Below are 25,355 nucleotides of genomic sequence, written 5' to 3' on the forward strand. Positions count from 1 at the left end.
TATAATAAAAAAATATTTTAAATATTCATATATGAATCACCCATGCTTAGTTGTTGTAAGAAGGGCAAAAATAAATATTAAAGTATATGGAATCTCAATATACTCTAATCATTATAATACATCCAGAGAAGATTCTATGCAATTTGCATTGTTTTTATAACTAAGATATGTGTTTTTAAGAAGGTTTACACTATCTTTGTGACCGTTTTAATACACAAAACCTATGGTAAGAAAGTTCGATTTTCTCGTTATCGGCTCCGGACTTGCCGGTATGAGTTTTGCGCTGAAAGTAGCGCATAAAGGAACAGTAGCCCTCATCTGCAAGGCAGGTTTGGAAGAGGCAAACACTTATTTTGCACAAGGAGGTATCGCCTCTGTCACCAATCTGGCCGTAGACAACTTTGAAAAGCATATAGAAGATACCATGATTGCGGGTGACTGGATCAGCGACCGTGAAGCCGTAGAGAAGGTGGTGCGCAATGCCCCCGGACAAATCGAGGAGCTTATCAAATGGGGAGTGAACTTCGACAAGAAGGAGAACGGAGAATTTGACCTGCACAAGGAAGGCGGCCACTCCGAATTCCGTATCCTCCACCATAAGGACAATACGGGCGCAGAAATACAGACAAGCCTCATTGAAGCCGTAAAGCAGCATCCCGACATCACCGTACTGACCGACCACTACGCCGTGGAAATCATCACCCAGCATCATCAGGGAATCATCGTGACCCGCCACACTCCCGGCATCAAGTGCTACGGTGCCTACGTGCTGAACGAAGCGACGGGCGAGGTGGACACCTTCCTTTCCAAAGTCACCATCATGGCAACGGGCGGTTGCGAAGCCGTTTACCGCCACACCACCAATCCGCTGGTGGCCACGGGAGACGGCATTGCCATGGTATACCGTGCCAAGGGAGCAGTGAAGGACATGGAATTCATCCAGTTCCATCCTACAGCCCTTTTCCACCCGGGAGACCGCCCCTCGTTCCTCATCACCGAAGCCATGCGCGGTTATGGCGGCGTGCTGCGCACCAAAGACGGAAAGGAATTCATGCAGAAGTATGACCCGCGACTCTCGCTGGCCCCGCGTGACATCGTGGCACGTGCCATCGACAACGAAATGAAACAGCGCGGTGAAGACCATGTGTATCTGGACGTCACCCACAAAGACCCCGAAGAAACCAAGAAGCACTTCCCGAACATATACAAGAAATGCCTCAGCATCGGCATAGACATTACAAAGGAATACATACCGGTAGCCCCCGCCGCCCATTATCTATGCGGCGGCATCAAGGTAGATTTGGACGGACAGAGCAGCATCCGCCGTCTGTACGCCATAGGCGAATGCTCGTGCACCGGACTGCATGGCGGCAACCGCCTGGCAAGCAATTCACTGATTGAAGCCGTGGTTTATGCCGACGCGGCAGCCAAACACGCGCTGAGCGTATTGGAACGTTATGACTTCAACGAAGACATTCCCGAATGGAACGACGAAGGTACCATTTCCACCGAAGAACGTGTCCTCATCACACAAAGCATGAAGGAAGTGAACCAGATTATGGAGGCATACGTAGGCATTGTCCGCAGCAATACCCGGCTGACACGCGCCTGGAACCGCCTGGACATCCTCTATGAGGAGACGGAAGCCCTTTTCAAGCGGAGCAAAGCCACCCGCGAACTGTGCGAACTGCGCAACATGATAAACGTAGGGTATCTGATAACCAAGCAAGCCATGGAGCGCAAGGAAAGCCGCGGACTGCACTACACGATAGACTATCCGCACGCCAAGAAATAAACATAAATCCTCTCCATCATGAAGAAACAATATTTCTCTTTCATTTTTTTGTATATTTTCTCAAGCTGTCTCTACAGTCAGACGATGGACGACAATATCATCATCAACTGCTGTGAAGACAGCTATGTTTTTAAAGAAGGCCCGGGAAACAACCCCATCGTACAAAACACCCGAAAGACCGAATATGAAGCTTCACGAATGGGAGCTACCGTACAACCTCATATGTTCTATGGCGAATTCATCTCTCTGGACGAAGCCAAAGCTAAGGGAGTACTTGCCCCCAAAGCCATCCACCGCCATGCCACACCGGAAAATGTATTCTTCGACGATACCCGTATCTGCTACTTCAACCTCTCCCTAAGCCGGCAGGGGAAAAAGGCGGCCGTACAGTTTAGCCGTACCTTCCATGACCTGCGCTACTTTACACGCATCTACTTTCCGGAGGAATACTTCATCCGCAAGAAACGTATCACCGTCACCATTCCTGCCGCACTGTCCCGTTTCCGGTTGGTGGAGAAGAACTTCGGTCCCGGCATCCGGTGTGAAAAGAGCGTGAATAAGGAAGGGGATTCCCTTTTTGTCTACACCTTAAAAGGAGTGCCTGCCACCCGAAAGGAAGAAGCTGCTCCCGCAGACAACTGCCTCTATCCCCATCTGCTGGTGACCGGTCCCTTTGCCGATGTACAGGCCATGTACCGCTGGCTGAACGGACTGGCCGAGGTGGACTGCACTCTCCCCCAAGTCGAAATGCTGACGAATGAAATTACTGCCGGATGCACCGATGAACTGGAGAAGATACGCCGCACCTATGCCTACGTACAGCAGAACATACGCTACATCGCCTTTGAAAACGGATTGGCAGGACATCGGCCCGACTGGCCTGCCGAAGTGCTGCGCAAGCGTTACGGCGACTGCAAGGGAATGGCACTCCTGCTGCGCACATTGCTGAAAGCCCAAGGATTCGATGCCCGAATGGCCTATATCGGTACGGACGACATCGCCAGTTCTCCCGACGAAGTGCCGACACTGGCTGCCATCAACCATGCCTTCTGCCTTCTTTTCCATCAAGGGAAAAGATATTGCCTGGATGCCACCTACCGATACCTACCGCCCGAAGACATCCCCCAAGGTATACAAGGCCGAAAAGCACTGGTAGAAAACGGAGACAGCTGCCTGATACTGATTCTTCCCCAGCAGGATGCCTCCGCCTCTACGGACAGTCTCAATTATCACTATCGCTTGATGACGGACAGCAATCCCCCTACCCTGAAAGGCACCGCCACCCGCGTAAGTACGGGCGAATACAAGGAATACCTGCTCAGTCTCTACCATGACACCCCCAAGGAGAAGCAGACAGACCTGCTAAACAATCAGATAAACAATACCGCTGCCGTACAATCGGCCGATGGAGAGTACTGCCTCGAAGCAGACCCGCACGAAGATTTCTTCCACCAGCCCATTGACACCACCCGCCGCAAGCAGGATTACCTACTGCCGCGGAGATGCCGTATTGTACGCGAGGTAACGATTGATATTCCACAAGGATATGCCGTGTCCTATTTGCCTGCAGACTTTCACATTGAAACGAATCAGGGCATCCTCAGTTGCTCCTACCGCGCCGGAACAGGATATATCCACTTCCGAAAAGTGATGGAGATACGCAGAAAACGTATTCCACTTGCTCTTATCCCTGCTTGGAATGATGCCCTGCGACAATGGAAAAAAGCCTGCAACGAACAGATAGTAATCCGGCAAAGCACCCTTTAAACAAATAATTGAACATAAAACGCCATCACCATGAAAACAACACGTTCTTTCCTACTACTGCTGATGTTACTTGCCACTTCGGGACTGAATGCCCAAAAGGAAGAAGACAAATATGCTGCGCTCGTAAGCGAAGTACGCAATGAAGTATGGTCGCTGAACCTGCCCGACTTTAAAAATATGACTGTACCCGAGAAATACAGAAACGAACCTGCCGTTATCCTTGCCGCACACAGCCGTCTGGAGGTAACCCGGAAAACCAAGTTGGACTGGTGGGGAATGGGACTGACCAAACAACAGATAACCTGCCGCAGCATCTACCGCCAAATGGTATACATCAACAGCCAAAGTGCGCTGGAAGAGATGTCACAGTTCAGCTTCCTTTCCCAGAAAAAAGAACGCTACACCCACAACGAACAACAGCGGATACTGGGCGTACGCATCATCAAACCGGACGGAACAGTCAAGGAAATAGACCCGCAAGAGTACATGGAAACCGATGAAAGCGGCTTTCCAAGCAGTCGCAACGTCCAAGAAAAATGGAACAAGCTGGCCGTACCCGGACTGGAAACCGGAGACATCATCGACTTGTTCTTCGTACGATACACCATACTGAACAACCAGAACCCCGAACCTTTCGGCTTTTACTTTATGGACAGCTATCCTCTGCTTGCCTATTCCATCCATTGCGAAATAGACCCGAAGCTGAGCACTTTCTACCGTTGCCTGAACGGAGCAAGGGACTTCGACCACAGTACCGATACCGAAGGAAACCATATTCTCGACTTGCATACCGGAGATTCCGGACGTGTCATTCCCGACTTCTGGTACAACAGTGCCCGGCAAACGCCCATGATTCTGATGTACATCTACAACAGCAAGACACCCTATGCCTGGATGCCACCCAGCGCCCGTAAACCCGGACTATATGCCAACCCCAATCCGAAGCTGATGACAGATGACACACGTGCCTCCATGAAGGCTCCCGGCACCAACTGGTCCGGTCTGCGCAGCGGACGGAAAGGCGAAATATCCAAAGCCCTCAAAGCCCGTCAAGCCGAAGGATGGAGCGATAAGAAACTGATGGACTACCTCTACCAATACTGCTATTACCGGTATATGGAAAACGGTGCAGACTATACTCCCGCCAGTTTCATCCTGCTGATGCACGAACTTCTGGAAAAAGCAGGTATTCCCCACCGGACAGGAATCACGACCAAAGATACCCGGGAGCCTTTGGACCAGCTCATCAACTACAGCAATACCACTTGGTTTATCTATCTGGAGGCCAACGGAAAATACTATACTCCACCGGCCTGCTATGCTGTTCCCGGTGAAGTGCCTGCCAGCCTGCAAGGCGAAGAAGCCATACTGGAAGACAACACATGCCTTACCCTTCCCTCTGCCATTCCCCAAGACAACCGGGATATGGCTACCATAAACGCTTCTATAAGCGGCACCACTCTCCACATCAGTCGCCGGGAAGAGATGAGCGGTGCTCTGAAAGAACACTTCCAACCCTACCTCATTATGGACGAGGACCTTTACAACTCCATTCGTCGCCAACTGGGTATTACAGCCACTATCTACGACGAAACCAAAGAAAAATTCCATGCCGACCTGCGCGAAAGTTACCGCCGTGAACGGGAGCAGGAGAAAGAGCGTTACCGCAATGAAATCATCGGTTATCATGGCTCGGAAGAAGGACTGGAAACACTCCTCGGCTACCAGCTTTTCAGCATCGGAAACCGGGCAGACAGTGCGGCACTTGCCTATCAAGTGGACTATGTACTGGACGGATACGTAAAGAAAGCGGGTACAAACTTTGTTCTCTCCGTAGGTCGGTTGATAGGGTCACAGCCAGAGCTGAAAGGCGAACAACGCCTGCGCAAGGAGGACATTTATTGGGAGATGCCCCGTTGTTACCAATGGGACATCACAGTCAATCTGCCGGAAGGTTATCGAATTTCTCCCGAAGGCCTGGAAAGACTGAACGTAAAAGTAGAAAACGACTGCGGCGCTTTCATTGTCCAAGCCACCACTGAAGACGGAACATTAAGAATAAAAGCCGAAAAACGCATCAACCACAAGACGGAACCGGTAGCCAACTGGGAGAAACTGCTTGAAATAACCGATGCTGCCAACAGTTATGAAGCACTTTCAATAGTGTTCCAAGCAACCATTAATCCCCCTACATCTCCAACAACCGGCTATTAATCCTTCTCTGCCCGCTGCAGCATCGCCATACACAGCTTGCTGTCGTACTGTACAGCCACTGCAAAACGACTGCATACTTTTTGCAGCGTCACTGCATACCGGTTTGCAGCAGCACTGCAACTGATTTGCAGCAGCACTGCAACAGTTTTGCAGTCGCACTGCAATTTGTTTGCAGTGACGCTGCAGCAAATGTGCAGCTACAAGCTATATGACTGTCACAGCAAACAAAAAGCCCCGCAGAGCTTGCTTTCGCTCTGCGGGACTTTGTTCTCTCTATGAGGAAATTATCATCAATAGTTTGACTTCTTTACTTCGAAGTAAGCCTGCGGATGCAAGCAAGCCGGACAAACCTCGGGTGCTTCCTTACCAGTGTAAACGAAACCACAGTTACGGCATTGCCATACCACTTCGCCTTCCTTGGCAAATACACTGGCAGTCTCTATATTCCGGATAAAAGCCCGGTAGCGTTCCTCGTGTCCCTTCTCGGCAATAGAGATGTTGCGGTACATGGCAGCAATTTCAGGAAAACCTTCCTGTTCTGCAATGTCAGCAAACTTGGGATAGTCCAACGACCATTCTTCGTGCTCACCGGCAGCAGCTTCCTGAAGATTTTCCAGCGTAGTGCCGATAACACCGGCAGGATAGCTGGCTGTAATCTCTACCATGCCACCTTCCAAGAACTTGAACATACGTTTTGCATGCTCCTTTTCCTGGTCGGCTGTCTCCGTAAAGATAGCAGCAATCTGTTCGTAACCTTCTTTTTTAGCCGCACTTGCAAAATAAGTGTAGCGCATTCTTGCTTGTGATTCACCGGCGAATGAAGTCAGCAGATTCTTCTCTGTCTGAGTTCCTTTAACACTCTTAGCCATAGTTTCTTTTTTTTATTAGTTAATGTAATTACGTATAAATATCGTTCGTCTTGTTTATAAATAACACAAAATTATGAATTTAGTTTAAAGCAGCCACACTTTTGCCTCATCAAATCTACCTATCGTCTTATAGAAAGAAGTTATCTCCAGCGATAATCCGAAAAGGCATTACAGACATAATTAACAGCACATATCTGATAAACAAAACAAAATACATCATAGTTGTGTTCACTAATATCCATTATTTTATCTACTTTTGCAGGCAATTTGCAACATGTACATTACATTCTGTATAAGAAACATATAAAAAAAGTAGATTATAATGAAAGCGTTCGAATTCAGACCAAAGCTATACACGGCTTTAAAAAATTACTCAAAAGAACTATTCATGGCAGACTTGATGGCAGGTATCATCGTAGGTATCGTTGCCCTTCCGCTGGCCATTGCATTCGGCATCGCCTCCGGCGTATCACCGGAGAAAGGTATCATTACGGCTATCATAGCCGGTTTCATCATCTCCCTGATGGGAGGAAGCAAGGTGCAAATTGGAGGACCGACCGGCGCGTTCATCGTCATCATTTATGGCATCATCCAGCAATATGGTGAATCGGGGCTGATTGTCGCCACACTGATGGCAGGCGTACTGCTTATCCTGCTGGGAGTGTTCAAGCTGGGAGCCGTCATCAAGTTTATCCCTTATCCCATCATCGTAGGTTTCACAAGCGGTATCGCCGTCACCATCTTCACCACGCAGATTGCCGATATCTTCGGACTGACGTTCGGAGGCGAGAAGGTTCCGGGAGACTTTGTAGGAAAATGGATAATTTATTTCCAACACTTCGATACAATCAACTGGTGGAATACACTTGTAAGTATCATAAGTATCTTTATCATCGCCATTACTCCCCGGTTCTCGAAAAAGATTCCGGGTTCGCTCATTGCCATCATCGTGGTGACAGTAGCCGTCTGGCTGATGAAGACGTATGGAGGCATCGACTGCATCGATACCATCGGCGACCGTTTCAGCATCCGTGCCGAACTGCCTGAAGCCGTGATGCCTGCCCTGGACTGGGAAGCAATAAAGAATCTGTTCCCCGTCGCCATCACAATCGCCGTACTGGGTGCCATCGAGTCTCTGCTCTCCGCCACTGTGGCCGACGGTGTAATCAGTGACAAGCACGACTCCAACACAGAATTGATAGCCCAGGGTGTTGCCAACATGGCTACTCCGCTGTTTGGCGGCATACCTGCCACCGGAGCCATTGCACGTACCATGGCAAACATCAACAATGGAGGGAAAACTCCCGTAGCCGGCATGGTGCATGCGGTGGTATTGCTGCTCATCCTGCTGTTCCTCATGCCGCTGGCACAGTATATACCGATGGCCTGCCTGGCGGGTGTACTGGTCATAGTATCCTATAACATGAGTGGCTGGCGCACGTTCAAGGCATTATTGAAGAATCCTAAATCGGATGTCACGGTACTGCTGATTACTTTCTTCCTGACCGTCATCTTCGACCTGACCATTGCCATTGAAGTGGGCTTGGTGATTGCCTGCGTGCTGTTTATGCGCCGTGTCATGGAGACTACCGAAATATCCGTCATCAAGGATGAAATAGACCCTAATTCTGAAACGGACATTGCCAGCCATGAAGAACACCTGATAATCCCAGAAGGTGTGGAAGTGTACGAGATAAACGGTCCCTACTTTTTCGGCATCGCCACCAAGTTCGAAGAAACCATGGCACAGTTGGGCGACCGCCCCAAAGTACGTATCATCCGCATGCGCAAAGTCCCGTTCATCGACTCTACGGGTATTCACAACTTGACTAGCCTTTGCGAGATGTCTCAAAAGGAAAAAATAACCATCGTGCTCTCCGGTGTCAACGAAAAGGTACATAAAGTATTACAGAAATCTAGCTTCTATGAGCTGTTGGGTGAAGAAAATATCTGTCCGAATATAAATGTAGCACTGGAAAGGGCCAAGAAGTTGTTATAAAGGGAACTGTCTCAAAATAAAAAAAATCGAAACATCCTAATTTATAAATCATAAGTTAGAGTACGAAAATCCCCCTATTTTAGCCCTTAGTTTATATAAGGACAAAATAGAGGGATTTTTTCTGCTTGCAGTTTCAATCCAGAAGTTTTTCAATTCTCAAATTCTATTTTGAGGCAGCCTCTTCCTCAAGCTTGCACCGATGAAATTATAGATTTCTTATCTCATCTATAGGAAGTCCGGTGGTTCCGGCTATTATTTCTGTTGCCAGCCCCATCTGCTTCATGTTTCGGGCTATCTCTTTTTGTTTTTCTAATTTGCCTTCGGCTAACCCCTGCTGTAATCCTTGCTGTAATCCTTGCTGTAATCCTTGCTCTATGCCTTGCTCTATACCTTGCTCTATACCTTGCTCTATACCTTGCTCTATACCTTTTGCTATGCCTAACTCCAACCCTTTCTGCTCAGCCGTTTTTATCACGCTGTACCAGTCACGATAATTCTTCAAACTATCTTCATATTCTATCAACTCCACTTTATTGAAGTTTGCTATCTCAGCAGCGCGGAACAAACGTTCGAACACGCGCTCTTGAAGCGCCTGAGGACGAACCATCAGACGCGAGAGATTACGCAGTACAAACATCCATTTATCAAACATGCTTTCCAGTTCATGTTCCTCCTTATTGAATTTGGGCATTTCCAGATAGATGAACGTCAACTTGTCATAAAACACTTTCTTTGTATGTACATCGGCAAGCTTCACTTCGTGATAAAATTGATCAATACCGGAATCATCGCTGAAGATGAAGTTCAAGATACCTATGGTATAGACTGCTTTCAGGCCATAGTCCCAATCCTGTCCCTTAACGGCTTGCTCACGAATGGGAAACGTGGCATAATAGATGCTACGTTCCTTGAAGAAAGCTTGTTCTCCTTTTTGCATCTCTACTAAGAATTTCTCCCCTCGGTTGTTCTCACAATAGATGTCGAACACTGCCCGCCGATCACGCTCTTGCGTCCCCAGATGTTCGGTATTCAAATAGGTGACATCCGTAATTATCTGTTCGCCAGGCAACAATGCATTCAAGAAACTGATGAGCAACTCTTTGTTCAGCTCCGTGCCAAACAATAGTTTAAAAGCAAAATCAGTATAAGGGTTCACATAACGCTCGCGCAATCCTTCACTTCCCATAATCATTTATTCCTCATTATTGGTTCGACAACAACAAAGGTAACGATTATAATCGTAAAAAGCATTTAAAAACATATCTTTGCACTGAAAAAATAAAGAGCGGAATATAATTCTGATTCAGACAACTTGACACCTCCTAAAAACAATATGGTAAGAAGAAAGAAAAAGAAACAACCCCTAAAAATAAATTATCTACTGATATTTATAGTCTTGGTATGCTTGGTTTACGAACCTATACGACAAACCGTGTATGAAAAACACAGAGAAGAACAAAGTAGCACACAGCATACGTCCGAAAAACAAGATACAAAAAAAGAGGCCACGCCGTTCCATGCTGCCAATGGAACAAAACTGGAAATACCGGCTAAATTGAAACATGCCACCGAACAGATACTGTATCGGAAAGGATACACAGTATCCTACAACAAGGAGTTGAAAATACCCAACTGGGTAGCCTGGGAACTCACTCCCGAGAAGCTGGTGGAGCGTGAAAGCCGCACAGACAAGTTCCTCCCCGACCCCGACTTGCCAGAAGACGAGGCGGTAACCACCGACGATTACAAGGGAGCCGGCATGGACCGCGGACACATGTGTCCTGCCGGTGACAACCGCTGGCACTGGAAAGCCATGCAAGAGAGCTTCTACATGACAAACATTTGCCCGCAGAATCACAATCTGAACCGTGGCGACTGGAAAGAACTGGAAGAGTCATGCCGCCGTTGGGCACAAGAAGAAGGCAGGATATACATCGTATGCGGTCCTATTCTCTATGACCAACGTCACCGCACCATCGGCAAGAAGCACAAGATTACAGTGCCCGAAGCATTTTTCAAGGTCGTTCTGTGTGCAGACAGCAATCCCCCCAAAGCCATCGGCTTCATTTATAAGAATGCGTCGGGCAATCATCCGTTGGACAGCTACGTCAATACAGTGGACGAAGTAGAACGGATTACAGGTATCGACTTCTTCCCCGCCCTTCCGGATGAAATAGAAGAAAAGGTGGAAACCGAGTATGACTTGAAACTGTGGTAAAGGAGTTATTCCTTTACCCAGACATCTTGTTGAAATGTTCTTCGTAACCAGCATCCACTCTTTGCCTATCACTCAGAAGAAGCTCTCGCTTACATCTTTAATTGCTATTGATTTCATTAGCATATTATTAATAAGAAACACTTACCGGTATACCCGTTTCCCGTATCCGTTCCGCAATGCAATCCAGTTCCTCATGAGTGGCCTTCTGCAAATCATGGTCGGGCGTTTCACGGTCGATGGTATAAATCATCACTTGACGGGGAGCAATCTCCTTGACAGCTTCCAGCCAGGGAAGAACAAATTTATCGGATGTATTATTCATATCCTGTCCTTTATAACTTCCTTTGAGAAACATGGTCTGGATAATGCAGTTCCCTTTGAACGCTTTCATTCCTTCTATAATCTTCCGGATGGAATAATGTCCGGCAGGACGGTCAAGTACACGGACATACTCTTCATCCACCGTATCCAGTTTAAGGATGTTGTTGTCAATCTTGTTTAAAGCCTCAAATACGGCAGGACGATGGATAAAGGTAGAATTGCTCAGTACGCTCACCTTTGCATTCGGAAAATACTTGTCGCGCAAGGCAAGTGTATCTTCTATGATTTCGGGAAAACAAGGATGTGCCGTCGGTTCTCCATTACCGGCAAAAGTCAGTACATCCGGTGTAGGCCCGTTTTGCTGCATGTCCCGCAGGCGGGCTTCAAGGGCCGAACGAACTTCTTCGCGCGTAGGCAACGGCTGTTTGGGACGATGGTCGGCATTGAAACCACATTCACAATAAATACAGTCGAAGGTGCATACTTTGCCGTCTGCCGGCAATAAATTTATTCCCAAAGATACTCCCAGACGGCGAGAATGAACGGGACCGAATATGGGAGATGGATAAATGACAGTCATACTATTTATGATTTGACGATTTACGGTTTGATTAATGCTTAAACAATCTTACCGCTCCAAAGTTAAGTGAAAACTATGGTATCTGGCAATGTTCGGCTTGCAAAAGTTTACCCATAAAAGAAAATATTCCCTTTATAAAGCATAGATTTTATGCTATAAAAGTAAACTATACATTACATTTTATATGTTTTACTTGTTTATATGTAAAGCATACATTACATTTACAGACATCTAAATGTATAGTATTATGAGAAAGAACTATTTATTTCCAACCACTTTCAGAAAGATAGGTTGGTGTTTATTTGTCCCATTCGCCATCACGTCCTTCATCTGCCTCTTCGACGGCAGCAATGAAGATTGATTGAAGGTAAACGCGTTGTCAGTAATTCCCTGGGGTATTATCAAGAACTCTTTATTCGACGAGTTGAGTATGATAGGGCTTACGGCTTCACTCTTGTTCATAGCTTTCTCAAAAGAAAAGGACGAAGATGAATGCATTGCCAATATTCGTTCAAACTCTCTTATCTGGGCTACCATAACAGCGTATTCCCTACTGATAGTATGCACTATGCTGATTTATGACATGCAATATCTTAATTTTGTATTCATAGACTTGTTTATGATATTGTTTCTGTTCATCATAAAGTACAACATTGAACTTTATAAATTTAGGAGGAGCAACAATGACTAATACATTAAGGGTAGAAAGAGCCATCAAGCATATGACCCAACAGCAATTGGCTGAAGCCATAGGAGTGAGCCGGCAAACCATCAATGCCATAGAATCGGGAAAGTATGTCCCTTCCACCTTGCTGTCATTGAAAATATCAGAGATATTCGGAAAGACTGTAAATGAAATTTTCATGCTGGAAGAAAGTGACAGATAAAGAGAAGGCTCTAAAAAACTGTTTTAATTTTATTTCAGTTTTCTTCTGAGCAACCTGAAAAATAAAATTAAAACAGTTTCTAAAACTTGATACGCAGTTGCATCTGCAAGTCCGCTTTCCTATTTCCCGGTATCTCATCATTGCCCGAACCAATCGTCTGCCTATCCTGATAAACCGTCTGTCCGAACTTGGCAAGAAACATGAAGTTCTTACTCAAATCATATCGCAGATGAGTGGAGTAACGGAATCCTTTGCCATAGAAAGAAGGGGTATAGAAAGTATATAACAATCCACGCTCGGAGGCGTAAACACGCGAATCGTAATCGTCCGTATGAAACCAAGTTCCCTGCACGGAAACCGACAGAGGGAAGGGGAAAGTGTACGAGCAAAGTTGAGTACACTGATAACCTTGCCGTCTATCAAAGCGATACCCTTCCCCATCCTGCTGGCGGAAGTGGTTATAATCTATTGTAGTACGAAAGATATATCTTCCCGCCATATAGGTCAACCGATAACGGAGTTTATGGTGATAGATAGGTTCGATAACTGTACCGCTTGTACCCGTCACGTCTCTTTCTTTCTGTTTGTACCGATAATTAAAATACATCGAAAGGCTCTTTCGAGGAGTATAAGCAACCTGAAACATGGCATCCGCTCCCTTTGAGGGCTTACTTATACGGTATTTCCACCAAGGAAAAGAAAACATATCCAGTGAAGCGAAAAACTTCCAACGGGCGAAAGGTGTGGCCTCTGCTGCCAGATACCATCCGTTCTCATTCTGCGGCATACTGCTTTCGCCAAAGGAACGCCCAAACAAAGTCCAATAATCATATGAATAATACCGGTGAACAAGTAGCAGATGATAATCGGAAGAAAGATTATACTTCAGCCGGTTCAGCAACGCATAGCCTTTACTGCCGGTTGCCGCTTCCCCTACCCAGACAAAACGGCCCAGACGATACCTATAATCCATGCCCACGTTATAGAAATCACTTCCATGAAGATTGTACTTTGCATACTTGTTCAACCGAGGCTCGTAAGGACGGTTGAAAAAATAGTAAATCCCCGTTACTCCCACCTTCAGAGAATTCTTTTCATAGGTCATGTTTCCACCTATTACCTGCAAGGCAAAGGCATTCATCTTATCTGCCTCCTTCTGCGTGCGATGCAATCCCGTCTTGTAAATGGAGGTTATCTCTCCGTCCTCCACTACTCCGTCCATGGAGCGGTGCGAATAGAAAGCTGAAATATCCAGGTAAGGCAATACTCCCACCGTTGCCGCCGCTCCCCGGAAATAATTGTACTCATCGGTAGAACTATGCTTACGGATGCCTCCGGTACGATACTCTGCTGTAGACATAGAGAATGTTTTTCCTAAACGGAAATCCGTACTGAGTACCAGTCCCTGCCCGAAGCTCAGACGGTAATTGCCCAATGCCAAAGCCTTCAGCCTTCCCAGATTCTTTATCAGAAAATAGAAAGAATAGTAATCATAGCCTTTTCCGTTGTGCAGGGCAAAGAAAGGTTCTCCGGCATCCTTCTCTCCCGTCATGCCTATCTGAAGATAATCTCCGTAATGAAAACCATAGCGCAAAGAATGGTAAGGGGAAGGTCCCAGGTAATTCTTTTCGTATCCTTTACGGATATAGAACGGCACGTCCAACCGTGCCAATGTTTCGTGTTTCCCGTATTTCAGTATAGATTTTAAAGCAGGATACCCCCTACCCGCTTTCACTGCCCGCACACAGACAAAGGGCAGCAGTAGGTCGATGGTACGTTTATCCATCTCCTCCACCAGCTGCAATTCATAAATGGTCTGCATCTGTCCGTGTATATAGACATAAGCCAGAAGATTCTCTATCTGTATATCCGTAAGAAAAGGAAACTGCTCCAATTGCCGTTTAGTGGCGGCATTGAGGTTGACAGGCTCTTGCAGACGTCGGGACAACTCCTCCAATTCATCTTCCCAACCGTATTCTTCCTCATTCCCGATGGAAAGTTGTTCCAGATTTTCTTCCAAAAGAAGCAAAGGCTGTTCTTTCTGAAGGCCGGATGTATTTTGAGCTTCAAGCATAGGAGTCATTGACAGCATACTTACAAAAACTCCTATCTTGAGTAATTCCATTAATAGTAGGTCATTTTCATGTTTTGGGAAGCGAAGTTACCTTAAATAAGTTAATTGAGCAAGGAAAAATCAACATAATGCAACAACATTACACAGAATGGTGTACTTTTGCAACATGAACGCAAGGCTTAACATAGTAATACTCATCATGTTTCTTTCTCTCGGAAGCCTGAAATGCTTTGCGCAGCAACAACCTCGGCCTGCTGCACAAAAGAGTGTCTATCTTACTCCCATGTGCGTTCACGAAGGAGATACCATCCCTTATATCAAGCTCCCCACTGTCTACATCTTCAAGCCGCTCAGGTTCAAGAACAAGCGCGACATGAACAAGTACTACAAACTCATCCGTGACGTAAAGAAGGTACTTCCCATTTCCAAGGAGATTAACCGTGCCATCATCGAAACCTACGAATACATGATGACCCTGCCCACCGAAAAAGCCCGCCAGAAACACATGAAAGCAGTAGAGAAAAGCTTGAAGGAGCAGTACACTCCCCGCATGAAGAAGCTGACCTTTGCCCAGGGCAAACTGTTGATAAAACTGGTAGACCGACAGACCCGCTCCACCGGATATGAATTGGTAAAAGCTTTCATGGGCTCTTTCAAAGCCGGGTTCTACCAGGCTTTCGCCGCACTCTTCGGCGCCAGCCTGAAAAAGCAATACGACCCCATGGGAGAGGATGCACTGACCGAACGGGTGATACTGATGGTGGAAAGCGGGCAGCTTTGATAATCTCTGATAACCCAAGCCGTGGCTCTTAAAAAAGAGCTCATCTGAATCTCATACATGTTGACAACATTGTTACAAATGTAAAGAAACAAAATATAACACGTTGATTTACAAAAAAAAACAATTGTTGATAACAGAATGAACCAATTGTTGATTACTCCGCTTATTCGGGTTGCACCTCCCCTACCATCGGAAGTTCTTTCCATCCTTCGCCAAAGGCATCGTACGCATCGGTAACCACCACAAAAGACTTAGGATCCACTTCCCTTATCTTCTGCTTGATGCCTATCACTTCCTTGTAGCTTACCACAAGAAACAGCATTTGCTTGTCTGCCTTGGTATAAAGACCGCTGCTCTTGATGCAAGTGGCCGTACGGTCCAAATCCTTAAGAATATAATCGTGCAAGGCGGTAAGCCGCATGTCACTGATCACAAACAGTATCTTGTCATTCTTCTCACCGTTTATCACGTATGCCAATACCCTCGAAGTAACAAAAATGGCAATGAGCGAATAAAAAGACAAGTGCCACGAGGGTTGCGTGGCGTCATCCGGATTGCCGATGCCGAAACCGATAACCAGCAGCCCGAAACCCACCACAATGCCATCTACCAGCAATATCGCCTTCGAAAAACGTATATGACAGTATTTCTGCAATATCATCGCCACGATGTCCGTGCCCCCTGTAGTAGCCTGGCTACGCACTACGATGCCACAGCCCACCCCAATGACCACCGCACCAATCACGGAAGTCAACATCAAATGGTCTGACATATCCAGACTTCCGCCCAACAACTGCGTAGGGTCCAACCGGTGGAGCGCTTCCTCGGAAGGATAGGAGAGGAAAGACAGCACATTCATGGCAAGCGGGGTGAAAAGTGCCGCCACGATGGTACGTGCTCCAAGTTTCGCTCCCAATACCAATACGGAAATTATCAGCAAAGGAATATCAAACATATAACCGAACGTACCTACCTGAACGGAAGGAAACAAGTTATGAAGCACGATACTGGCCCCATACACCCCGCCGGGAACAAGATTGTAAGGATTGATAAAATACACGAAACCTGCCGCCAGAATAGTACAACCTACAAAGATGCCTATCCATGAAGATATTATCTTTTTCATACTGGTATGATTTATATATATACGGCAAATATACAAAATTATAGGAAAACATCAGGTATATGCCGTAAGATAAATTACAGAACAGACGTGGCTCTTTCGTTCATCCAAGGGAGTTAAAGGGAGTAGAAGAAGTTATCGCCCTTCGGGCTCAAGAGTTAAAGGTCGATAGCTTAACATCTGCTTCCTTGCCGGAAGCGTTATGAACAGGGTTCAACTACTGATTCGCATAAATAATAAAAAGACAGTAACCCTTCTTCCGGATTATTTTGCAATCTGTTGAAAATATTGTTGGTAACAGGAAAACACATCACAACAAACAACTGATTATCAATAAATAAATACTGTTAATAACCAAATAAACCGTTGTTCATTCTCTTTCCCGTTTCCACCTAATTATTCCATCCATGGATGGAATAAACACGATATATTGACAGCTTATCAACAAGCTTGTTAATACTGCTGATTATGCCATTCCGTTATATTATACATAAAGAAAAAAGGGCTTATCTCAGTTTCTTGAATAAGTCCCAGATGACAATACCTGCCGTGACCGATACATTCAGCGAATGCTTCGTACCGTACTGGGGAATTTCAATGCAACCGTGCGAATGGTCAATCACCTCTTGTTGGACGCCCTTCACTTCGTTTCCCATTACCACGGCATACTTTTCAGTCTTGTCAAGCACCAGTTCGTCCAGCATCACGCTGCCTTCTGCCTGCTCCACGGAATAGACCGTGTATCCTTCGGACTTAAGGTTGTCAACAGCTTCAACAGTGTTATCAACATACTTCCAATCTACTGTGAATTCCGCTCCCAAGGCAGTTTTGTGCATCTCCGGATGGGGCGGGGTAGCCGTAATGCCACAAAGATAGATGCACTCAATGCGGAAAGCATCCGAGGTACGGAAGACGGAACCTATATTATGGAGACTGCGGATATTATCCAATACCACCACCAAAGGTAGCTTTTCGGCTTCCTTAAATTCTTCTATGCTGATACGATTCAGTTCCATTATCTTCAGTTTACGCATGACGATGTTATTTAATACATTATTATACAATAATTTATATGCTATCTGACAAACACTGGACTTTGTCACGTCAGACACCAGTGTCTGTCAAACAGGACAATATCCCTTGTTTCCATTGATACTGCAAAGATACTTTTTTCCGTTTATATCCCAGTTAATAACCGTTGAAAAGGTGTCGATACAACAGGGAAACAATTTTAAAAATAATCCTTGCATTATTCAAAGGTCTGCATATTACGATACCGCAACGAACAAACCAAAAAAGTTAAGAAGAACTTTCAAGGGTTGCTTCAACATATTTTTCAGTCCGATTTCATCGATTTATAACCCTAAAGTTATTAACTTTGCATATTATTAACAACATGTTAATGCTGTTTTACAGAAGTCTTATTATCAACGGATAAAACTCAAAACTCCGGTTTATAAGCATAAGGGTAAAATTCGGCTTGATACTAATAACTTCATGGGCAAGAAAAATCACATTTATTTGTCCACACTATTAACAGCCTATCATCACTATCAAAAGATTTTTAAAGAAGAAAGAGAAATTAAAAAATATGATTATGGATAATCTTATAGAAGCTATCAGACAGCTGAAGCTGGAGAAGAACGCAGTTATTCTGGGACACTACTACCAGAAAGGTGAGATACAGGATATAGCCGATTACGTGGGCGACAGCTTGGCTCTGGCACAATGGGCGGCACGGACGGAAGCGGACATTATCGTGATGTGCGGCGTGCACTTCATGGGAGAAACGGCAAAGGTGCTTTGTCCCGACAAGAAGGTACTGGTGCCCGACATGGCGGCAGGCTGTTCGTTGGCAGACAGTTGTCCGGCAGACAAATTCAGTCAGTTTGTCAAAGAGCATCCCGGATATACGGTGATATCCTATGTGAATACAACGGCTGCCGTAAAGGCGGTGACTGATGTGGTGGTAACTTCTACCAATGCAAAGCAAATCGTGGAAAGCTTCCCCAAAGATGAGAAAATAATCTTTGGACCGGACCGGAACTTGGGCAATTATATCAACTCCGTTACCGGAAGAAATATGTTATTATGGAATGGCGCATGCCATGTACACGAGGAATTCTCGGTTGAAAAGATTGTTGAAATAAAACAGCAACATCCCGATGCGGTGGTACTGGCACATCCCGAATGCAAGAGTACGGTCTTGAAACTGGCTGATGTGGTAGGGTCTACGGCAGCTTTGTTGAAGTATGCAGTGACGCATCCCGAAAAGAGCTATATCGTGGCCACCGAAAGCGGTATCCTGCACGAGATGCGGAAACAATGCCCGCAGACAACGTTTATTCCGGCTCCTCCCAACGACAGCACTTGCGCCTGCAATGAATGCGGCTACATGCGACTGAATACATTGGAAAAGCTTTATGATTGCTTGAAAAACGAATCACCGGAAATAAAGGTGGATGCCGAGATTGCAGAAAAAGCAGTGAAACCGATCAAGAGGATGTTGGAAATATCGGCTCAACTGGGGTTGTAATCCTCCGTCATCTTATAACACCGGTACTCCCCCCGATTCTCCTTCTGGGAGGAGGGGGGAGTACTTTGGCTTTATTTCATCAGGAACCTGCAAAGTTTAGCGGTGGCCAATGCCCGGTGACTGATTTTATTCTTCAGTTCATTCCCCATTTCGGCAAAAGTCTGCGTATATCCTTCGGGAATGAATATGGGATCGTAGCCGAAGCCTGAAGTGCCTTTTTTGTTTTCTGCGATTTCTCCTTTCACAATGCCCTCAAACAGATGTTCCTTTCCGTCGATGATAAGTGCAAATACGGTACGGAATTGCGCTTTCCGGTTATCGATGCCCTCCATGTCTTTCAGCAATTTCTTCATGTTTGCTTCCGAATCGTGTGCATTGCCGGCATAACGGGCGGAATATACACCCGGTGCCCCGCCAAGGGCCTCCACTTCCAAGCCGGTATCATCGGCAAAACAGTCCAGATGATAGTTATCGAAAATATATCTTGCTTTTAGCAAAGCATTTCCTTCAAGAGTGTCTGCAGTTTCCGGAATGTCAGTATCACATTTGATATCCTTCATGCTGAGAAGTTCGACCTTCTCTCCCAGGATGTCGGTCACTTCTTCCAGTTTGTGTGAATTGTTGGTGGCAAATACAAATTTCTTTCTCATATCATGTTCTCCTCATACCTGTGTGACCTATACAAGTCTCTATTTCACTTTCAACCGGTCGAACCCTTCTCCGTATACCCCGATGACGGAGCTTTGTGAGATGAAAGCGTTCGGGTCTATGTCTTTCACCAGCCTGAATATTTCTATCGATTGGCGTTTGTAGGCAAGGACAACGAGTACCTTCACGTTGTGCTTACTGTACCAGCCGGTACCGTCGAGCACTGTTACACCACGATGGGTTTCCTTGGTGATGCGGTCGGCAATCTTGTCGTATTCTTTGGAGAAGATGAAGAATTGCACGGACTGTCGTGCGCTGTTTATGATGTAGTCCAGTACAAAACCTATGATAAACAGGGTTACAAAACCGAATATCACCCGTCGCCAGTCGTGGAAGATGAAATAGCAGGAACTGATGATGACAACGTCGCAAGCCATAATCATGCGTCCCAGCGTCACGTCCTTGTATTTGTTGATAATGGCGGCAATGATGTCCGTGCCTCCCGTACTTCCGTTGTTGTTGAATACTACTCCCAATCCTGTACCGCACATGGCCGCACCTATCAGGCAAGCCATGAAGTCCTGCCCTTCGCCCAGAAGCTGGGGGAGTGTTCCGTCGGCCCCTTTCATCAGTTCCTGAAAAATCCAAAGGAGAAATGTCAGTCCGAAGATGGCAAACGTGGTGCGGATGCTGAATCGGGGACCGAGTATCTTGATGGCAAATGTCATTAACACGGCATTAATGATGAAGTAGGACCACTGGATGGGAAATCCCGTGGCGTAGTACAGGATGGCGCTGATACCGGTAGTGCCTCCGGTGGTAATTTGGTAGGGAAGCAGAAACGCCACCCATCCCAAGGCATAGCTGATGAGTCCGAAAGTAATGAAGACATAATCCTTCACTTCTCTCATCACTTCCGCTTTGGTTGGCTTTGTAATCTTCATATTGATTAAAGTTACAGGTACGGATGATGAGTGATGAGTCATAGGTTCACTCATCATCCATTATTCATTTATTTTACAACGATGTTTACAATCTTCTTCGGCACTACGATTACCTTGACGATGGTCTTGCCTTCCATCCATTTTTCAGAGCGTTCGTCGGCCAATACGGCAGTCTGTATCGCATCCGATGCCGCATCTGCGGGGAACTCCATGTTGAACCGTGCCTTTCCGTTGAAGGAAACTGTGTAGTTGACCGTATTTTCCACCAAGTATTCTTCGTTGTATACCGGCCACTTGGCATCGCATACGGATTCTGTATTGCCTAGTGTCTCCCACAACTCTTCGCATACATGCGGAGCAAAGGGAGCCAGAACGATGATGAACTGGTTCAGGATTTCCTTCTTGCTGCATTTCATTCCGAACAACTCGTTCACGCAAATCATGAAAGCACTGATACTTGTGTTGTAAGAGAATTGCTCGATGTCTCCCGTCACTTTCTTGATTAGTTTATGGAGGGATTTCAATTCTTCCTTGGTGGCAGGTTCATCCGTTACCAGATAATTGCCGTTGCGGTCGTAGAACAATGACCAGAACTTCTTGATGAAGCGGTGTACACCGTCTATTCCGTTCGTATCCCACGGCTTTGATTGTTCTACCGGTCCCAGGAACATTTCGTACATACGGAGAGTGTCGGCACCGTATTTTTCGACAATCATGTCGGGATTGACCACATTGAACATGGATTTACTCATCTTCTCCACAGCCCATCCGCAGATGTACTTGCCGTCTTCCAGAATAAACTCGGCGGTTTCGTATTCGGGACGCCATGCTTTGAAAGCTTCAAGGTTCAGGACATCATTGGACACGATATTCACATCCACATGGAGTGGGGTAGTGTCGTACTGGTCTTTCAGGTTCAGGGATACGAATGTATTGGTATCTTTGATGCGATAGACGAAATTGCTCCGTCCTTGAATCATACCTTGGTTCACCAGCTTTTGGAACGGTTCTTCGGCTACGGAAAAGCCGAGGTCGTGCAGGAACTTATTCCAGAAACGGGAGTATATCAAGTGGCCGGTGGCATGTTCGGTGCCGCCTACGTAAAGATCTACATTGTGCCAGTATTCATCTGTTTTTTTATCTACAATCGCCTGGTGGTTGTGCGGGTCCATGTAACGCAGATAATAGGCGCTTGAACCGGCAAATCCGGGCATAGTATTGAGTTCCAGCGGGAAGACGGTGATGTTGTCTATCTTTTCGTTTTCTACAACACATTTGTTCACAGTATCCCAAGCCCATTTTGTGGCATGTCCCAATGGAGGTTCACCGGTTTCGGTAGGCAGGAATTTGGCTACTTCGGGCAATTCCAGGGGGAGGGCACTTTCGTCAATCATGTAAGGCATGTTGTCTTTGTAGTAAACCGGGAACGGCTCGCCCCAATAGCGCTGGCGTGAGAAAATGGCATCACGCAGACGGAAGTTCACCTTTACACGTCCCAAGTTATGTTCTTTCACATATTTCTTGGTAGCGGCAATCGCTTCCTTGATGGTCAACCCGTTCAGTGAAAGGTCGCAATAGGAAGTAACGCCTTCGCGTGGAGAGTTGCATACGATACCTTCCTTGGCATCGAAGCTCTCTTCGCTTACATCACAGCCTTCTACCAACGGACGGATTTCGAGGCCGAAGTGCTTGGCAAAAGCATAGTCACGGCTGTCGTGTGCAGGCACAGCCATGATGGCTCCCGTACCATATCCGGCAAGTACATAGTCGCTTATCCAAATAGGAACAGCCTCACCAGTGAAGGGATTGACGGCATAACTTCCGGAAAACACACCGGTAACGCTACGGTCGGCAATACGTTCACGTTCGGTACGCTTCTTGGTGCGTTCCAGATAAGCATTTACTTCGTCTTTCTGTGCATCGGTCGTGAGTTGCGATACCAGTTCGCTTTCGGGAGCCAAAACCATGAAGGTAACGCCGAACATAGTGTCTGCACGGGTGGTGAAGATAGTGAATTCCAGATTGCTGTCTTTCACTTTGAATTGTATTTCGGCACCTTCGCTACGTCCTATCCAGTTTTTCTGTGTTTCCTTCAGGGAATCGGTCCAGTCGATGGTATCGAGTCCGTCCAGCAAGCGTTGTGCATAGGCAGATACACGAAGGCACCATTGGCGCATCTTCTTCTGGACAACGGGGAAACCACCGCGTTCGCTGACGCCGTCCACCACTTCGTCGTTGGCAAGTACGGTTCCCAGCTGTGGGCACCAGTTCACCATCGTTTCACCTAAGTAGGCGATGCGGTAGTTCATCAGGATTTCCTGCTGTTCTTTTTCGCTTTTGGCATTCCACTCTTCGGCAGTGAAGTGCAGTTCTTCGCTGCATGCGGCGTTCAATCCTTCGTTTCCGTATATTGGGAAAGCATCTATCAGTTCCTGGATGGGACGGGCTTGCTTCTGGTCGTTGCAGTAGTAGCTATTGAACATCTTTTGGAAAGCCCATTGTGTCCAGTGGTAATATTCCGGGTCGCAAGTACGGATTTCCCGGTTCCAGTCGAAGGAAAATCCTATCTTATCCAACTGTTCACGGTATCGGTTGATATTGTTGACGGTCGTAATTGCAGGGTGCTGTCCCGTTTGTATGGCATATTGTTCTGCTGGAAGGCCGTAAGCATCATATCCCATGGGATTCAGTACATTGAAACCTTGCAGTCGTTTGTAGCGGGCGTAAATATCTGAAGCGATGTATCCTAGCGGATGACCTACATGCAATCCTGCACCGGAAGGGTAGGGGAACATGTTCAGTACATAGAATTTTTTCTTCGTTTCGTCTTCCGTCACTTGGTAGGTTTTGTTTTCCACCCACCTTTTCTGCCATTTCTTTTCAATTTCCCTGAAATTGTATTCCATAGTGGTACTAATTAATATTTTGTTGAAAACATTGTTTATTCAATGGTTAAAACCGGTTAGTATCCGGTTGATATCGGTGCAAAGTTACGGGTTTATTTTCAGATTTGTAGCGAAGTAACATAAAAAACAATGGCAAAGGCTTGATAATTCACTTTTTATTGCCTAGATTTGTGATGTGCTTTTAAAACTAATTTTTTATTTATAATACAAACAGTAACTAAATTATTCAATAGGATATTTTCTAAAAGATTTTTAGGATATAGCGAAGGATGAAGTCTGGGAAGATTTCATCCTTCGCGTTATTGTGTTGAAGAAGAAAGTCGTATCTTTGCGCGACTTATCGGAAGTGTATGAACGCAATGAAAAATTATACTTATCATCTTGTCGCCGTTCTTACGGTAGGTATTTGGGGGCTGACCTTTATTTCAACGAAAGTATTGATTGGACATGGCCTTTCCCCGCAAGAAATATTCTTCCTTCGTTTCCTGATAGCTTATCTGGGCATCTGGTTTATTTCTCCACGAAAACTGTTTGCTGATAATTGGAAAGATGAATTTTGGTTGTTTTTAGGAGGTATAGCAGGCGGTTCATTTTACTTTTTTACGGAAAATACAGCTTTAGAGATTACATTGGCTACGAATGTGGCATTTATTGTCTGTACGGCACCGTTGCTCACGACCATTCTTTCTTTGTGGATTTACAAGAAGGAAAAAGTTACCCGTGGATTGATGGCTGGTTCTTTGCTGGCGTTGGTTGGTGTGGCATTGGTGGTTTATAATGGTAGTTTTGTATTGAAGATTTCTCCTTTAGGTGATTTCCTTACTTTGCTTGCAGCTTTTTCCTGGGCATTCTATAGCTTAATAATGAGGAAAATGTCCAACCGTTATGGTATAACTTTCATTACCCGTAAGATATTTTTTTATGGAGTATTGACTATTCTTCCTGCATTTCTGGTTCATCCTTGGAACTTCGACATTGCTCGTCTTCTCGAGCCGGCTATTCTGTTCAATCTGCTTTTCCTGGGTGTGTTGGCCTCCTTGATTTGTTTTGTAGTCTGGAATGTGGTATTGAAACAGCTGGGAACGATAAGAGCTTCCAACTATATTTATCTGAATCCTCTCTTCACTCTGGTAGGCTCTGCTTTTCTGCTTGGAGAACAGCTTACTATGGTTGCTTTGATGGGGGCGGTGCTGATATTGGGGGGAGTTTATTGGGCAGGAAAGATAATGAAATAGGGTTTCATTAACTTATGGACAACTGATAGATAAGTATTTAAAATAATAAAAGACGTCACCCTATATTAAAAGTAATGTTTTTTTAATGTATTACTCCCATCTAATATGAAGTGTACTTCTTTTTCCAATTCCACAAAACGGTTGTACGATACATGGTGGGGGAAAAGATGTGTCAAATGCTTGCACGCATATCCCTTATAATAATGCTTGAAACAACTACCGAACCGTCCACCTGACCGCAGATTCCCTTGATACAGCGTCCGCCTACCTCGTCTTTGTCGGTAACCATGATGTCGCAGGTGGATGTTCCCATGATACGTGTCAGTATTCCGTAACCATTCTATTTTCCGCCTTGACACGCATCGCAACCCAGCATATCTTTGCGCCATAACCAATTACTAACAAAGATTATGGCAAAAGAAAAAGTAAACTACCAGGAGGTGTACGACCTCTATCAG

The 25,355-nt window shown here is 45.8% G+C and carries 20 protein-coding genes and 2 pseudogenes; 10 read left to right on the top strand and 12 right to left on the bottom strand.

Annotation, left to right across the window (positions count from 1 at the left end; all coding sequences use genetic code 11):
- Positions 1-223: 223 nt before the first annotated feature.
- The 3 genes from nadB to HU824_RS04435 are packed head-to-tail and all read left to right on the top strand — an operon-like array spanning position 224 to position 5,776.
- Complete coding sequence (gene nadB / locus HU824_RS04425; RefSeq protein WP_176468207.1) at positions 224-1,795, top strand: L-aspartate oxidase; 1,572 nt, start codon at positions 224-226, stop codon at positions 1,793-1,795.
- 18 nt (positions 1,796-1,813) lie between these two features.
- Positions 1,814-3,562, top strand: a complete 1,749-nt coding sequence (locus HU824_RS04430; RefSeq protein ID WP_176468208.1) for a transglutaminase domain-containing protein — start codon at positions 1,814-1,816, stop codon at positions 3,560-3,562.
- Positions 3,563-3,592: 30 nt separating this feature from the next.
- Positions 3,593-5,776: a hypothetical protein gene (locus tag HU824_RS04435; RefSeq protein ID WP_176468209.1), complete on the top strand. Its 2,184-nt coding sequence runs from the start codon at positions 3,593-3,595 to the stop codon at positions 5,774-5,776.
- Here the strand turns inward: HU824_RS04435 and HU824_RS04440 are convergent.
- Together HU824_RS04440 and rbr are read right to left on the bottom strand one after the other, a co-directional pair.
- On the bottom strand, positions 5,773-5,940 hold the full coding sequence (locus HU824_RS04440; protein ID WP_168354266.1) for a hypothetical protein: 168 nt from the start codon (positions 5,938-5,940) through the stop codon (positions 5,773-5,775). The genes HU824_RS04435 and HU824_RS04440 overlap by 4 nt on opposite strands.
- A 126-nt stretch (positions 5,941-6,066) precedes the next feature.
- Entirely contained in the window at positions 6,067-6,645 is a 579-nt protein-coding gene (gene rbr, locus HU824_RS04445; protein WP_176468210.1) for a rubrerythrin, read from the bottom strand.
- Between the two features lie 322 nt (positions 6,646-6,967).
- Here rbr and HU824_RS04450 point away from each other — a divergent pair, with 322 nt between their 5' ends.
- The gene (locus HU824_RS04450; protein ID WP_136009131.1) at positions 6,968-8,644 is read left to right on the top strand and encodes a SulP family inorganic anion transporter; all 1,677 of its coding nucleotides are present in this window, start codon (positions 6,968-6,970) and stop codon (positions 8,642-8,644) included.
- Positions 8,645-8,849: 205 nt separating this feature from the next.
- Here the strand turns inward: HU824_RS04450 and HU824_RS04455 are convergent, their stop codons facing one another.
- Positions 8,850-9,830, bottom strand: coding sequence for an Rpn family recombination-promoting nuclease/putative transposase (locus HU824_RS04455; RefSeq protein ID WP_176468211.1), 981 nt, complete (start codon positions 9,828-9,830; stop codon positions 8,850-8,852).
- 147 nt (positions 9,831-9,977) lie between these two features.
- Between HU824_RS04455 and HU824_RS04460 the strand changes: the two genes are divergently transcribed.
- Entirely contained in the window at positions 9,978-10,862 is an 885-nt protein-coding gene (locus HU824_RS04460; RefSeq protein WP_136009129.1) for a DNA/RNA non-specific endonuclease, read from the top strand.
- Between the two features lie 127 nt (positions 10,863-10,989).
- Here HU824_RS04460 and HU824_RS04465 read toward each other — a convergent pair whose 3' ends face one another.
- Positions 10,990-11,763 (bottom strand): radical SAM protein, encoded by a 774-nt coding sequence (locus HU824_RS04465; RefSeq protein ID WP_176468212.1) that lies wholly within the window; start codon positions 11,761-11,763, stop codon positions 10,990-10,992.
- 376 nt (positions 11,764-12,139) lie between these two features.
- Here HU824_RS04465 and HU824_RS04470 point away from each other — a divergent pair, with 376 nt between their 5' ends.
- Together HU824_RS04470 and HU824_RS04475 are read left to right on the top strand one after the other, a co-directional pair.
- Positions 12,140-12,454 (top strand): hypothetical protein, encoded by a 315-nt coding sequence (locus HU824_RS04470; RefSeq protein WP_246866879.1) that lies wholly within the window; start codon positions 12,140-12,142, stop codon positions 12,452-12,454.
- Positions 12,447-12,650 (top strand): helix-turn-helix transcriptional regulator, encoded by a 204-nt coding sequence (locus HU824_RS04475; protein WP_008662275.1) that lies wholly within the window; start codon positions 12,447-12,449, stop codon positions 12,648-12,650. Before HU824_RS04470 ends, HU824_RS04475 begins: the two co-directional genes overlap by 8 nt.
- Before the next feature lie 79 nt (positions 12,651-12,729).
- On the opposite strand, the gene HU824_RS04480 is transcribed toward HU824_RS04475, so the two are convergent.
- Positions 12,730-14,775 (bottom strand): helix-hairpin-helix domain-containing protein, encoded by a 2,046-nt coding sequence (locus HU824_RS04480; RefSeq protein ID WP_176468213.1) that lies wholly within the window; start codon positions 14,773-14,775, stop codon positions 12,730-12,732.
- Positions 14,776-14,872: 97 nt separating this feature from the next.
- Here HU824_RS04480 and HU824_RS04485 point away from each other — a divergent pair, with 97 nt between their 5' ends.
- A complete protein-coding gene (locus HU824_RS04485) occupies positions 14,873-15,505 on the top strand; it encodes a DUF4294 domain-containing protein (RefSeq protein ID WP_176468214.1) in 633 nt (210 codons plus the stop codon).
- Between the two features lie 163 nt (positions 15,506-15,668).
- Here HU824_RS04485 and HU824_RS04490 read toward each other — a convergent pair whose 3' ends face one another.
- Together HU824_RS04490 and HU824_RS04495 are read right to left on the bottom strand one after the other, a co-directional pair.
- Entirely contained in the window at positions 15,669-16,631 is a 963-nt protein-coding gene (locus HU824_RS04490; protein WP_176468215.1) for a YitT family protein, read from the bottom strand.
- A gap of 503 nt (positions 16,632-17,134) precedes the next feature.
- The gene (locus HU824_RS04495; RefSeq protein ID WP_136009123.1) at positions 17,135-17,662 is read right to left on the bottom strand and encodes an RNA methyltransferase; all 528 of its coding nucleotides are present in this window, start codon (positions 17,660-17,662) and stop codon (positions 17,135-17,137) included.
- 563 nt (positions 17,663-18,225) lie between these two features.
- Here HU824_RS04495 and nadA point away from each other — a divergent pair.
- On the top strand, positions 18,226-19,164 hold the full coding sequence (gene nadA / locus HU824_RS04500) for a quinolinate synthase NadA (RefSeq protein ID WP_255260466.1): 939 nt from the start codon (positions 18,226-18,228) through the stop codon (positions 19,162-19,164).
- A gap of 71 nt (positions 19,165-19,235) precedes the next feature.
- On the opposite strand, the gene HU824_RS04505 is transcribed toward nadA, so the two are convergent.
- The 3 genes from HU824_RS04505 to leuS form a co-directional block, all read right to left on the bottom strand.
- Positions 19,236-19,814 carry a non-canonical purine NTP diphosphatase gene (locus HU824_RS04505; RefSeq protein WP_176468217.1) on the bottom strand — a complete coding sequence of 193 codons (579 nt, stop codon included), beginning with the start codon at positions 19,812-19,814 and terminating at the stop codon, positions 19,236-19,238.
- Between the two features lie 39 nt (positions 19,815-19,853).
- Entirely contained in the window at positions 19,854-20,756 is a 903-nt protein-coding gene (locus HU824_RS04510; RefSeq protein WP_168354264.1) for a YitT family protein, read from the bottom strand.
- A 68-nt stretch (positions 20,757-20,824) separates the two neighbouring features.
- Complete coding sequence (leuS, locus tag HU824_RS04515) at positions 20,825-23,662, bottom strand: leucine--tRNA ligase (protein WP_176468218.1); 2,838 nt, start codon at positions 23,660-23,662, stop codon at positions 20,825-20,827.
- A gap of 350 nt (positions 23,663-24,012) precedes the next feature.
- Here leuS and HU824_RS04520 point away from each other — a divergent pair, with 350 nt between their 5' ends.
- On the top strand, positions 24,013-24,897 hold the full coding sequence (locus HU824_RS04520; protein ID WP_136008813.1) for a DMT family transporter: 885 nt from the start codon (positions 24,013-24,015) through the stop codon (positions 24,895-24,897).
- Between the two features lie 77 nt (positions 24,898-24,974).
- Here HU824_RS04520 and HU824_RS19660 read toward each other — a convergent pair.
- Both HU824_RS19660 and HU824_RS04525 read right to left on the bottom strand, forming a co-directional pair.
- Positions 24,975-25,112 (bottom strand): annotated as a pseudogene (locus HU824_RS19660) (IS982 family transposase); the annotation flags it as partial.
- A pseudogene (locus tag HU824_RS04525) lies at positions 25,112-25,228 on the bottom strand (L-ribulokinase); the annotation flags it as partial. The pseudogenes HU824_RS19660 and HU824_RS04525, both read right to left, overlap by 1 nt.
- Positions 25,229-25,355: the final 127 nt, after the last annotated feature.

It is taken from the genome of Bacteroides sp. L10-4, assembly GCF_013373675.1.
GTDB lineage: Bacteria > Bacteroidota > Bacteroidia > Bacteroidales > Bacteroidaceae > Bacteroides > Bacteroides muris.